The organism is Bradyrhizobium sp. th-b2 (assembly GCF_000426785.1).
Classification (GTDB): Bacteria; Pseudomonadota; Alphaproteobacteria; order Rhizobiales; family Xanthobacteraceae; genus Bradyrhizobium; species Bradyrhizobium septentrionale.
Genome location: NZ_AUGA01000005.1, coordinates 46,527 through 58,371, shown reverse-complemented (window position 1 = coordinate 58,371; position 11,845 = coordinate 46,527). Strand labels below are relative to the sequence as shown.

The following is an 11,845-nucleotide window of genomic DNA, read 5'->3' as shown; positions in this document are numbered from 1 at the left end:
CCCCGGTTCGCGTGAAGAAAACGCGTCAAAACAAAAAGCTAGAGCTTCGGTTCTGATTCAATCAGAACCGAAAATCTCTAGCCATATCCTCGGCGTCAGCTAGCGCTTCGCCGATCCTTGCCGCGAAGCGATCACGACGCCGGCGAGCACCAGCGCGTAGCCGATCAAATGAAATGGCGCCAGCGTCTCGCCGAGCAGCAGGATCGCCATCGCAGAGCCGAACACCGGCACCAGATGGAAGAACGGCGCCGCGCGGTTCGGGCCGATCAGCGCGACGCCGCGGTTGAAGAACAGATAGGCGAGCGTCGACGGGAAGATCAGCGTGTAGCCCAGCGTGGCAAACGTCAGAACGTCGAGCTTCAGCGTCACGCCGTTGGCGAATTCCCAGGCCGCCACCGGCAACAGCATCAGCGCACCACAGCAGGTGGTGAACGAGATCAGCGAGAGCTGATGGATTTTCGGCCGCCGCGGGATCAGCGCCGAATACAGCCCGAACGACACCAGCGAGGCGCCGAACATGATGTCGCCCCGGTTGAAGCTGATGCTGGCGAGTGCCGAGAAGTCGCCGCGCAGGATGATGGTCAGCACGCCGGCCAGCGAGATCGCGATGCCGGCAAGCTGCGCCGGCGTCAGCCGCACGCCGAACAGGATCAGCGACCACAGCGCCACGAACAGCGGCCCCGCCGATTGGATCAAGAGCGCGTTCAGCGCCTCGGTATACTGCATCGCCCAGTAGGAGATCGCGTTGTTGAAGGCGAAGCCGACCGCGGACAACAGCAGCATCAGCGGCAGTGCGCTGCGCAGCTTCGGCCAGTCCCGCTTCAGATGTGGCCAGGCGAACGGCAGCAGGATCAGGAACACGCCGAACCAGCGGATCGTGGTCAGCGTGACCGGCGGCACATGGCTGCCGACATGGCGCGCCAGCACGATGTTGGCAGCCCAGAACAGCGAGGTCAGGCTGAGCAGCAGATAGGGCTGGTTGTTGAGCCAGTGCAGCGGCGAGCGGCGGAGCGTTGTGGCAGGTGCGGGCAAAGCGGTCATTATCTGGCGGATGTTGTGCCCGAATCCGCCGCCGCGACAAGACGAAAGAGCGGATTGGTGCCATGCGCGGCCAAGCTCGTCGTCGCTCGCGCGGCGTCATGAATACTTGATTCCGTCACCCTGAGGAGCGCGGCACGCGCGTCTCGAAGGGTCGACGGCCACCAGCAGGGCCGTGCACCCTTCGAGGCTCGCTCCGCTCGCACCTCAGGATGACGGAGATAGATATTGCGCGTGTCTCCGACGCCCCGCCTATTTCTGCGGCCCCGAGAGCGAGATGTCGCGCTCGGCGCGAAACACGTTGCTGTAGAGATTGGCGATCCATTGCCGCCCGCTGGAGGTGACGTTGAGGTGACGGATCGCCGGCTGCACATGCGGCGCGGCGCTGTCCCAGTAGAAGCGCGGATAGAGGTCGACGAGATCGGCCGGCGAATCGTAGCCGAGCTGGCGGTTCAGCCCGGCCTCCTCGAACTCGATGTACAGCGCGTTGGCCTTGCGGATGTAGTGGGGGTCGCCGAGCTGGCCGATCAGATCGGCGGCGCGCAGCAAGGTGGCCTCTTCACCGAAATCCTCATCGTCATCAGGGGCGGTGAGCGGAAAGCGGGTGCCCTCGATGGCGCGGGCGATGCGCTCCTTGTCGAGCTGGGCGACGCCCTTGATCCGTTCCATCACGAAGATCTTGGAGCGGTCGACGTGATAGGACATCAGCGCCGCATCCGACGAGCCGCGCGGCAGGATCACCTTGCGGCCATCGGCATTGATCAGATAGCCGTCTTGGCCATCGGCCTCGAACAGCCCGCGCACATAGCCGATGTCATGGGTGAGGCAGGCGATGATGACATGCGCATAGTCCTCGGCGCTCATGTGCGAATGCAGCGCGCGGCCGCGCAGGATGTCGTGGCCGGCCAGCGTCACCAGCATGGTGTGCTCGACATTGTGATAGAGCGCGTCGCTGTTGCCGATGCATTCGATCGCGATCCGCGCGATCGATGGCACCATCTCCACCAGCTCGGTTTGCGAAGAGCCAAATCTGCGCTGCATGTATTCGCCGAGGAATTTGCCGAGCGCGTCGGCTGCAAGTTCGGGAAGGGTCATCACGGCCTTGACCTCCGAGAGCAGGGGCCAGCTTAGGGCTCGGCGGTATTTCAGGCTAGTCCCGCGATGTGACATAATGTTTGCGGCCGAACCGATGCGGCTGGACCAAAGGGCTTTGGGCGGGAGCGGGTGATGGGTGTCGATCTCTTGAACGTCAAAGGCCTGAACGAGCTGGATCGCCAGGCTCCGGTCGTGATGGTCAATCTGATGCGATTTCGGGAGCGATCGCTCGACGGCGACGGCTCGGGCTGGGATGCGTACCTGCGTTACAGCGCGCTCACCGTGCCGATGATCAAGGCGCGCGGCGGCACGCTGCTGTGGACCGGAAACGCCGAGACGGTCGCGCTGGGCGAGCCGGCCGGCCAGCGCTGGGATTATCTCGCGCTGGTCTACTATCCGAACGTCGCAGCCTTCATCGACATGATGACCTCGGCCGACTACGAAAACCGCTGCGACCCACATCGCCGCAACGGCTGCGAGCAGCACGTCATCATCGCGACGCGCGAGGCCTACAGCAAGTTCAAGGTCGGGTGAGGCGAGCGCGCCTTTCGCAACTCCACCACCGTCACCCTGAGGAGCGCGAAGCGCTTCTCGAAGGGTCGACGGTCCGACTGTGGCCGATTCATCCTTCGAGGCTCGCTTTCGCGAGCGCCTCAGGATGACGGGTCTGAAAGCGGCGCGAGTGGCGTCAACGCCGCGCGGCAGGCCGCCTGCACCACCCGGCAAATCTCATCCCTCGACCGCCCCGCGCTCAGCGAGGCGAAGGTCGGATAGCTCGTCAGTGCAAAGATCAGGTCGACGGCGTCCTTGCGGGCCTGCGGCGACGCGCTCCGGCCCGCGATACGGTCGATCAATGCGGTGACGCCGCGGCGGCGGCGTTCGTTGCGCTCGCGCACCGCTTCGGCGAATTCGGGATCGGTCGCCATCGCGTCGTGCAGCCGGGCGACCGCGGAATCGCGGCTCCAGAAGCCGCAGAAGATCTCGACCGTGCGGTCGAGCGCGGCACGCGGATCGGCCATCGTCATGGCGTCGGCGAGCTGATGCAGGCCGCCGTGACGGGCGATCTCGTCGAACACGGCCTCGAGCAGCCCGCTCCGCGAGCCGAACTGGTTGTAGACGGTGAGCCGGGTCACGCCGGCCGCCTTCGCCACCGTATCCAGCGAGAAGCGCGCGATGCTCTCGTCCTCACGCAGGGTGCGCGAGGCGGCCTCGATCACGCGCTCGCGCGTCTCGGCGGCAGCTGCGCTGCGTGCCGGGCTCACATAGCTGCGCGGCGGCATCGGCTGGCCTTGCTTTCGTCAGATTGACTATACATTATGTATATCTAATTTCCCAGCCCATTCTCAATGCCCTTTGGAGCAACATCATGCAGACCGCCCTCATCATAGCCCTGTCCCTTCATGTCCTGTCATCGGTGTTTTGGGCCGGCTCCAGCTTCACCTTGGCGCGCACCGGCGGTCTCGGCGGCGAGAAGCTGCTGGGCCCGCAGATCGGCGCCGCGACGGTCGCGATCGTCACCGGCGCCACGCTCTGGCGTCTGGTCCATGAGGGCTCGTTTGCGCTGTCGGAGAAGATCCTGGCCGGGGGCGCGATCGCTGCGCTGGCCGCAATCGCGGTGCAGATCATCGTCGGCGGCGGCGCCGTCAGGCAGTTGCGCACCAGCGCAGGCGATCCGTCAGCGGCGCGCGCGCGGCTCGCGGTCGCCCAGCGCATCGCGGCCGGGCTGCTCGCGATCACCGCGCTGTGCATGGGCGCGGCGCGCTATGCGTGAGCTCAAAACTTCCGCACCAGGTCCGGGGTGATCTCCTTCAGGCTGCGGATGCCGAGCAGGGCGAGGTCGCGGTCGATCTCGTCATGCAGCAGCGAGATCGCGCGCGCGACGCCGGCTTCGCCCGCGACCACGGCGGCATAGAGGAACGGACGGCCGACCCAGACGAAGTCCGCTCCCAGCGCCAAGGCCTTGATGACGTCGGTGCCGCGACGGATGCCGCCGTCCACCATCACGGTCATGTTGCCCTTCTGCGCCGCGATCTCCTGCAGCGTGCGCAAGCCGGAGACGGTGTAGTCGAGCTGGCGGCCGCCATGGTTGGAGACCATCACGCCGTCGCAGCCGTGCTCGCGCGCCAGCCGCGCGTCTTCCGGCGAGATCAGCCCCTTGACCACCAGCTTGCCGCTCCAGCGCTTGCGGATCAGCTCGACATGCTTCCAGGCCAGCTGGTCGCGGCTGCCGATGTTGCGCATCAGGTTCTTGGACAGCACCGGCGGACCCTGCTTGGCGTCCATGTTCTCGAAATGCGGCATGCCGTGATTGAACACGGTGCGCGCCCAGGTGTTCAGCAGCCAGTCGGGATGGCTGATGGTGTCCCAGAACACCCGAGGCGTGATCGCAAGCGGCACCTGGAAGCCGTTGCGGATGTTGTTCTCGCGGTTGGGCGGCACCGGGACGTCGGCGGTGACGACGAAGGTGTCGTAGCCGGCCGCCGCGACGCGATCGACCAGCGGCTCGATGCGTTCGTCGAGCCCGGCGAGATAGGCCTGGTACCAGGCTAAAGGGTTGGCGGCGCGGACGTCCTCCAGCGTGATCAGCGAGGAAGCCGAGAGGATCATCGGGACGTTGGCGGCGGCCGCGGCGCGGGTCAGCACGATGTCGCCGCGATAGGCGCACAGCGCTGACGAGCCCATCGGCGGAATGCCGAACGGCGAGGCGTAGGTCTTGCCGAACAGCGTCGTGGTCTGGTCGCGGCCGGAGACGTCCTTCAGCACCCGCGGCACGAAGCCGTATTCGTCGAACGCCCTGCGATTGTCGGTGCGGGCCGCGTCGGTCTCGGCGCCGCCCGAGATGTAGCCGTAAAGGAATTTCGGCAGCAGCCGCCGGGCCTGCGGCTCGAAATCGTCGAGCGTGAGATAGTGCCGCAAGCGCCGCGGCACAGCGGGTGCGGCGCGGTTGACGGTTGCGGGAGGCGGGGAAGGGGCTGCGGTTCGGTCGTGCACGTCTGGCGTTTCCGTTGTTCTTGGTTCTTGGTTGGAGCTTCAGGTTAGCGCCTGCCCCCTGAACCGACAATCTTCTCGTTGAACTTGTTGACGGACTGGCTGACGTCGATGAGTGTCTTGCGGGTCTCGGCGATCACGGCGCCGGATTTCTTGTCAAAGCTCTGGATCAGCTCGCGCAGCGAGATCACGGTCGGCAGCAGATCGCCGCCATATTTGTCGCTGCCGAAACTCTTCAGGAACTTGTCGGCCGAGGTCATCTTGTCGTCGACCGCGCTGACGCCGGCGTCGGCGGCGTCGATGAAGGCGGCGATCAGCTCGCCATTGCCCGACAGCGAATTGGTGAAGTTCTCGAGCCCGAGCAGCGAGTCCTTGATGTCGGCCTCGTTCTCGGTGATGACGCGGTCGACATTGCGCAGCGCGACGCGCAGCTTCTCTTGGATGCCCATCGTGCCTTCGGCGTCGGCGGTCAGCTCCGGAATGCCATCGGCGCCGACCGGCGGCGCCGCGGCGTCGTCGGTGCCGCCGCTGAAGGAGATCGAGGCGATCCCGGTCAGGCCCTGGAATTCGAGGCCGACCTGGGTGTCCTTCTTGATCGGAGCGTTGCCCTCGATCCGCGTCATCGCCACCACACGGTGGCGGTCGAGCCTGATCGAGACCACCTCGCCGATCCGCACGCCGGCGAAATTGACGCTGGCGCCGCGGCGCAGGCCCGACGCCGAGCCCTCGAACACGACGCGGAACGGCACCATGCGCTTGATGCCGGCATAGCGCTGATAGCCCAGCCAGCCGCCGAGCGAGCCGGCGATCAGGGCCAGCGTCAGGGTGCCGATCAAGAGATTGCTGGCGCGCGCCATATGTTGGGACCTGTCCGCAAAGCAGACCCTAGGAGATAGCGGATTTGCCGCCGATAGTCACCGCAGACCTCGGGGGCGCAGGGACCGATCAGGCCTACTGCTTCCGCGACGCCACGAAGACGCCGGCCAAGACCAGCGCGAAGCCGATGAAATGGAAGGCCTGCGGATGCTCGCCGATGAACACGATCGACATAATGGTGCCGAACACCGGAACCATATGGAAGAACGGCGCGGCGCGGTTGGCGCCGATCAGCTGCACCCCGCGGTTGAAGCACAGATAGGCCAGCGTCGAGGGGAACACCGCGACATAGAACAGCGACAGCAGGTTGTTGGTCGTGAGCTGCATCACCGGGCGCGCGCCGAGTTCCCAGATGAAGAACGGGACCAGGAACAGCGCGCCGCAGCCGAAGGTGAAGGCCGCGACCGACAGGCCGTGGATGTTGGGCCGCTTCAAGGTCAGCACCGAATACAGCGCGAAGATCACCAGCGCGACGGTGAAGATCAGGTCGCCCTTGTTGAAGTCGATCTTCGACAGCGTGGTGAGGTCGCCATGCAGCAGGATCACCAGCACGCCGCACAGCGACAGCGAGACGCCAAGCAACTGCGCCAGCGTCAGCCGTGTGCCGAGCAGGATCAGCGACCACAGTGCGACCACCAGCGGCGCCGCCGATTGCAGCAGCAGCGTGTTGAGCGCCTGGGTGTGCTCGAGCGCCCAGTATTGCAGCGTGTTGAAGGCGCTGATGCCGGTGATCGACAGCAGCATCATGATGCCGAGATTCTTGCGGATCGCGGGCCAGTCGCGGGCGAGGTGCTTCCAGGCGAACGGCAGGATGATCAGGAACGCCGCCGACCAGCGCAGGAACGACAGCGTCACCGGCGGAATGTGGCCGGCGGCGAGCCGGCCGACGATGGCATTGCCGGCCCAGCACATCGCGGTGATGCAGAGCAAAAGATACGGCTGGTTGGCGATCCAGGAACCGGACGCAGGCGTGGTGGTGGAATCGGAGGCAGACATGCGACAGGCCCGGGTTCACGACGCCGCGGCCTGCCCGGCTGGCATCGCCGGGCCGGTATGGATCTCCCCGGCCCCTGTCACAGACACGGATTCCGCCGATCCTTCAATGGGGATGGACGCATCGCGACCATGCGCGAAGGCCCCTTTCGCGGCGGGCGACGGCGCTTCCGCTACTACGGCGCTTTGCGGGCCGGGATGAGCCTCTAACTGGTTTGCGGCGGCGTGGTCTGGCGCTTGACGATCTGCTCGGCGAGCTCGATCAGGATCCGCTTGGTGTCGGGATCCTGCACCTCGCGGAACACCCGCAGCATGCGCAGTTCGAGCAGCGATTGCAGCGATTCCGCGGTGTGGCCGCCGCCCTGTGTCGGCGCGGTGGTTGCGCTCCGCCGGTTGAGGATGTCGGCGGCGATCCCGAGCATCTCGGCGACGGTCGCCAGACGGCCGGTATCGATCTTCACCGTACCGCTCACGCCGTTCTTTTGCAGCGAGGCGCCCGCGCACAGGATCTCGGCGAGATCGGCCTGCGACAGCCCGATCTCGCGCCAGCGCGCCTGCACCAGTTGGTCGATCTGGTCGTCCTGCGATGTGCTCATGGTGCGTTCAGACCATCTCCGGCAATGGCTGTGGACCGCAATTTGTCGACGAAGGCTGCCGGCAAATGACCAGCGCGCCGCAATGGGACTCCGGCGGATCATTCGGATAGACAAATGGTCCCACCGAACCGGGCGACGCGCAGGACGATCCGTACCTGGACTCCAGCCGCCCAATCGCGCGGCCCGCGCACCCCATGGCCCGAGATGCTCGCATCCGCATCATCCGACCTTCGCTTTTTTATCAAGACCGTCCGCGAATGCAATCAGGGGGCGATGCGTGTGACGAACCCAACCCGGATAGGTGACCTTGCCACATAATGCCGCGTTTGCTGTTCGCGGGGCCATGCGGTGGGCGCGGCAGCAGCCCTGAGCACGCTGCGATGGCCGCGCGGCGCCGCTCACAGGTCGATGATCCCGAGCGCGATGCTCTTCGCCACGCCGTGTGTCTTGTTGGACGCCTGGAGCTTGCGCAGCGCCTGCTTGATGAAGCCCTCCACGGTCTCCGGCGAGATGCCGAGGATCTGCGCGGTGTCGACCACGGTCTTGCCGCGCGCCGCCCACGCCATCACTTCCTTTTCGCGGGCCGTGAGCTTGATCGTCTCGGCAGCGTCGGCAGGCCGCAGGATGGTCGGCGCGTTGCGCTGGTCGCGGTTGACGATGTCCATCGCCCGCTGCACCCAGTAGATCATCAACAGATGCAGTTCATGCCGATGGCAGACGAACAGCTTGTCGAAATCGCGCGGCTGGTCTTGCCAGAAAAACACCGTCGAGCTCGAATGCACGGCGCCGAGCCGGTCGCGATAGTGGAACGGCACGACGAAGCCGTCCTTGAATCCGAACTCCCGGGCGGCATCCATCGTCTTGACCTCGGGCGCCCGCTTGTGTCCGCTTCGCTCCGGCAGCTTCAGGCTGCTCCAGCTGAACGGCGTGTTGGTACGTCGCGAGCGCGCCAGCGCCGGATCGGCATGCACGAACTCGTTCTGCACATACGCCCGCTTCCAGGCGTCGGGAAATGTGCCGATATGGTAGGGCAGATCAAGATCGGGCCGGCCGGCATCGACAAAGGCGAAGCCCGAGAAGCCGTAGTTCTGGACAATGCGATGCAATGACGAGCTGAGCTCGTCGATGGTATCTGACGCCTCGATGGTCGAAATCGCGTCTACCAGGCCCATTGACTAAAACCCCCGGTTTCCGGGGGTACCACAGTTGGCCCCTTTTGTTCCAGATGTTCCGCATTTGGAGGAAAGGATAATGCCGCATTCATTGGACGGCTTTCATGCACTCATCACCAGGGAAGAGCTTGATCCGGCGCATGTCGGAGCGATGTTGCGGCTGCGCAAGCGGCTGTTCGTCGACCATTGCGGCTGGCTTCTGACCACGGTCGGGGATGTCGAACGCGATCAGTTCGACTGCTGGTATACCGAGCACTGCCTGTTGTTCTCCGGCGTCGAGCTCGTCGGCGGCTTCCGGGCGGTTCGCACCGATTATCCCTATCTCACCAAGTCGGTGTTCCCGCAGCTTGCGGTGCGCCGCTTTCCGAGCCGCCGTGACGCCTGGGAGATCAGCCGTTTCGGCGTGCTGCCTGGTGTCGCGAGGTCGCAGACTGCACGCGTGAACTACGCGCTGATGTTCCGCTTCGCCGAGCTGCGCGGAGCGAAGGCGCTCGTGGCGCTGGCCGACCTCTCCTATGAGCGTTTTCTCACCCGCATGGACGTCCGCACCCGCCGCTACGGCCCGCCGCAGGTGATCGGCAATGATCGCATGGGCCGCCCGCTGACGGCGCTCGCCGGAGAAATCCCGCTTGGTCTTGCCGACAATCCCGGCCTGACCAAATTCCTCGACCTTGGACGGCAATTGGAGATCCACGATGCTTCACATGTTCTCGGACGTTCGAGCATTCCAGCATGATCCGCTGCGTCTGTTGCTGACGCGCGGTAACGAGGCAGAGCGGGGGCTGGTGCCGTTGCGGCTCGGTCCTGCGCCGGTCTTCCTGGTGAACGATCCCGATCTGCTGCGCCCGATCCTCAAGGCGCCGGAGACCGACATCGGAAAGGGCAAGCTGATCAAGAAGCTGACGCCGGTGCTCGGCCGCAGCTCGCTGATGCTTAGCGGCGAGGAGCACAAACGGCGGCGGGCGGTGCTGCAGAAACACATGGCCAAAGGCAGCGTCGAGAAATTCCTGCCGCATATGTGCGCTGAGATCCGTGCGGTCGGCGCCAGCCTGGCGCGGCTCGGATCGTTCGATCCGCACCACGTCACCGCGATGCTGGCGCTGCGGACGATCTGCGTCGCGATCTTCGGCTCCCAGGTGATGTCGTCTGGCGACGAGGAAGCCCTGGTTCAGGCCGTCGGCGCGATCGAGGACGATCTGGCGGAGGAGATGTTCCGCGCCTTGCCGTTCGGTCCGGTGGCTTGGTACCGCCGCCGCAAGAACCGGGTCTGTGCCAAGCTTGCCATGTCGACGGTGGTGCAGCGGCTGCGCCGCAAGGCGGGTTCGAGCAGCGCGCTGCGCGATCTCGAGGCGCTCGGTCTGAGTGATCGCGATCTCGAGGACGAGATCCTGACATTGCTGCTGGCCGGCCATCACACCACAGGTTCGACCGCGGCATGGATGTTCTACCACATGGCCGCCGATCCCGCGCTGATGGACGACATCGCCGACGAGGCCGCGGAGTGCCTTGGCGACGACGGCGAACTGCGACTAGACGCAGTGAAGCGCGCCAATCTGAGCGCGACGCTGGTCAAGGAGGTCTGCCGGCTCTATCCCAGCGCATGGTGGTTCTCGCGTGAGGTGATGCAGCCGGTGACGATCGGCGGGCACGACCTCAAGGTCGGCACCTCGCTGTTGATCTGCCCCTGGCAATTGCAGCGCGATGGCAGGCATTTCGAGGATCCCGACCGCTTCCTGATGACGCGGCGCTACAACACCGATGCCTACATCCCGTTCGGTGCCGGTCCGCGCGCCTGCGCCGGGATGGGGGTTGCGATGCTGGAGCTGCAATTGCTCGCGCTCGAGATCGCCGCCGCCTATCGCTTCACCGCCGTCACGCCAAATCCGGCGCCGTGGCCGAAAGCGTCGGTGACGTTGATTCCGCCGCCCATGACGATCGACATCGAAGTCCGCGAAGTGCCCTCGCGCATCCTGCGCCTGGGCGAGGAAGCTCAGCACCTGCCCTACATTCCGTCCGCCGCCACGGCGTCCATCAGCACACTACAATCGGTATCCCAATGACAACACACATCACAACGGCCAGCATCGGGCAGAGGGCGATGGATCAAGTGCAAGTGCGCAGTTTGCGCGACGTCATCACGGTGTTGATCGAGCAGCGCAACATCGTGAGGGCGGCCGGCGCAAGCTTTGCGGCACATTTGCTCGACCTCGCGATCATGCAGCTGCGGCTCAACGTCAACGATATTTCGGCAGAGGAATTGTCCGGCCTGTCCGACCTCGTTGGCGCCGAGTTCGGCAGGGACAAATCCCCGCATTGATCGCATCAGAGCGTTTTCAAGCGAAAAAGATCATGCTCAAAACAAAGGGATGGGGCGGGACGACGTTTCGAAGAAAAGTCATCCCGCTCTAGTCTTGCGTCGCCACCAGCGCCTTCATCGTGGCGCCGGCGGCGAGCGCGGCGTCGTTCGGATCGATCTCGATCTGCAGGCCGCGCTGGCCGCCATTGACGAACACGGTGATGTGGGTGAGGGCGGTCTCGTCGATCGCGGTCGGCACCCGCTTCTTCTGGCCGAACGGGCTAATGCCGCCGACATGGTAGCCGGTCAGCCGCTCGGCATCGGCCGGGCGCATCATCCTGGCCGACTTGCCGCCGAGCGCGGCGGCGAGCTTCTTCATGCTGACCTCGCAGTCGGACGGCACCACGGCGCACACCGGCTTGCCGTCGACCTCGGCCATCAGCGTCTTCAGCATCCGGTTCGGCTCGACGCCGAGCGCCTCCGCCGCCTGCAGCCCGATGCTCTCGGCGCTGGAATCGTAGACATAGGTGTGGAGCTTGAAGGCAAGGCCTAGCTTCCGCAGCGCCATGGTTGCTGGTGTCGAATTGGGCATGGACCCTGCCGGTTAATCCAGCTGAATGATCGCCGCAATGGCGGCTGCGATCAATCGGCCGATCGGGTCGCACCGGGCCGCGCCAACATTAAATTCCGGCCAGGGCGCCGCCGCCGCGCACGGGGTGGAATTTTTAGGGGATATCAAAGGGTTGTCGCTCGTCTAAAAGGCATAAACGACCCCCTTCTTGCTTGCGAAG

14 protein-coding genes are annotated in these 11,845 nt (G+C 65.1%); 5 read left to right on the top strand and 9 right to left on the bottom strand.

The window, feature by feature from the left end; genetic code table 11:
* Positions 1–99 precede the first annotated feature (99 nt).
* Positions 100–1,041 carry a DMT family transporter gene (locus K359_RS0109760; RefSeq protein WP_035976390.1) on the bottom strand — a complete coding sequence of 314 codons (942 nt, stop codon included), beginning with the start codon at positions 1,039–1,041 and terminating at the stop codon, positions 100–102.
* Positions 1,042–1,290: 249 nt separating this feature from the next.
* Positions 1,291–2,136 (bottom strand): hypothetical protein, encoded by an 846-nt coding sequence (locus tag K359_RS0109755; protein ID WP_029079170.1) that lies wholly within the window; start codon positions 2,134–2,136, stop codon positions 1,291–1,293.
* 129 nt (positions 2,137–2,265) lie between these two features.
* Between K359_RS0109755 and K359_RS0109750 the strand changes: the two genes are divergently transcribed.
* Positions 2,266–2,667 (top strand): DUF1330 domain-containing protein, encoded by a 402-nt coding sequence (locus tag K359_RS0109750; protein ID WP_029079169.1) that lies wholly within the window; start codon positions 2,266–2,268, stop codon positions 2,665–2,667.
* Positions 2,668–2,786: 119 nt separating this feature from the next.
* Here the strand turns inward: K359_RS0109750 and K359_RS51575 are convergent, their stop codons facing one another.
* Complete coding sequence (locus tag K359_RS51575; RefSeq protein ID WP_035976389.1) at positions 2,787–3,413, bottom strand: TetR/AcrR family transcriptional regulator; 627 nt, start codon at positions 3,411–3,413, stop codon at positions 2,787–2,789.
* Positions 3,414–3,499: 86 nt separating this feature from the next.
* Here K359_RS51575 and K359_RS0109740 point away from each other — a divergent pair, with 86 nt between their 5' ends.
* On the top strand, positions 3,500–3,904 hold the full coding sequence (locus K359_RS0109740) for a hypothetical protein (protein ID WP_029079168.1): 405 nt from the start codon (positions 3,500–3,502) through the stop codon (positions 3,902–3,904).
* A gap of 2 nt (positions 3,905–3,906) precedes the next feature.
* Here the strand turns inward: K359_RS0109740 and K359_RS0109735 are convergent, their stop codons facing one another.
* From K359_RS0109735 to K359_RS0109715, 5 genes are all read right to left on the bottom strand, one after another.
* Positions 3,907–5,061: an alpha-hydroxy acid oxidase gene (locus K359_RS0109735; protein ID WP_029079167.1), complete on the bottom strand. Its 1,155-nt coding sequence runs from the start codon at positions 5,059–5,061 to the stop codon at positions 3,907–3,909.
* Between the two features lie 107 nt (positions 5,062–5,168).
* Positions 5,169–5,978: an MlaD family protein gene (locus K359_RS0109730; protein ID WP_029079166.1), complete on the bottom strand. Its 810-nt coding sequence runs from the start codon at positions 5,976–5,978 to the stop codon at positions 5,169–5,171.
* 94 nt (positions 5,979–6,072) lie between these two features.
* Positions 6,073–6,993 (bottom strand): DMT family transporter, encoded by a 921-nt coding sequence (locus K359_RS0109725; protein ID WP_029079165.1) that lies wholly within the window; start codon positions 6,991–6,993, stop codon positions 6,073–6,075.
* Positions 6,994–7,196: 203 nt separating this feature from the next.
* Positions 7,197–7,586: a hypothetical protein gene (locus tag K359_RS0109720; RefSeq protein WP_029079164.1), complete on the bottom strand. Its 390-nt coding sequence runs from the start codon at positions 7,584–7,586 to the stop codon at positions 7,197–7,199.
* A gap of 398 nt (positions 7,587–7,984) precedes the next feature.
* Complete coding sequence (locus K359_RS0109715; RefSeq protein WP_029079163.1) at positions 7,985–8,758, bottom strand: LuxR family transcriptional regulator; 774 nt, start codon at positions 8,756–8,758, stop codon at positions 7,985–7,987.
* Positions 8,759–8,837: 79 nt separating this feature from the next.
* On the opposite strand from K359_RS0109715, the gene K359_RS57185 reads away from it, so the two are divergent.
* The 3 genes from K359_RS57185 to K359_RS0109700 are packed head-to-tail and all read left to right on the top strand — an operon-like array spanning position 8,838 to position 11,075.
* Positions 8,838–9,494: an acyl-homoserine-lactone synthase gene (locus K359_RS57185; protein ID WP_029079162.1), complete on the top strand. Its 657-nt coding sequence runs from the start codon at positions 8,838–8,840 to the stop codon at positions 9,492–9,494.
* Positions 9,454–10,818, top strand: a complete 1,365-nt coding sequence (locus K359_RS0109705) for a cytochrome P450 (RefSeq protein ID WP_245284559.1) — start codon at positions 9,454–9,456, stop codon at positions 10,816–10,818. Before K359_RS57185 ends, K359_RS0109705 begins: the two co-directional genes overlap by 41 nt.
* Positions 10,819–10,856: 38 nt before the next feature.
* The gene (locus K359_RS0109700; protein ID WP_029079160.1) at positions 10,857–11,075 is read left to right on the top strand and encodes a hypothetical protein; all 219 of its coding nucleotides are present in this window, start codon (positions 10,857–10,859) and stop codon (positions 11,073–11,075) included.
* A gap of 88 nt (positions 11,076–11,163) precedes the next feature.
* On the opposite strand, the gene ybaK is transcribed toward K359_RS0109700, so the two are convergent.
* Complete coding sequence (ybaK, locus tag K359_RS0109695) at positions 11,164–11,646, bottom strand: Cys-tRNA(Pro) deacylase (RefSeq protein WP_029079159.1); 483 nt, start codon at positions 11,644–11,646, stop codon at positions 11,164–11,166.
* Positions 11,647–11,845: the final 199 nt, after the last annotated feature.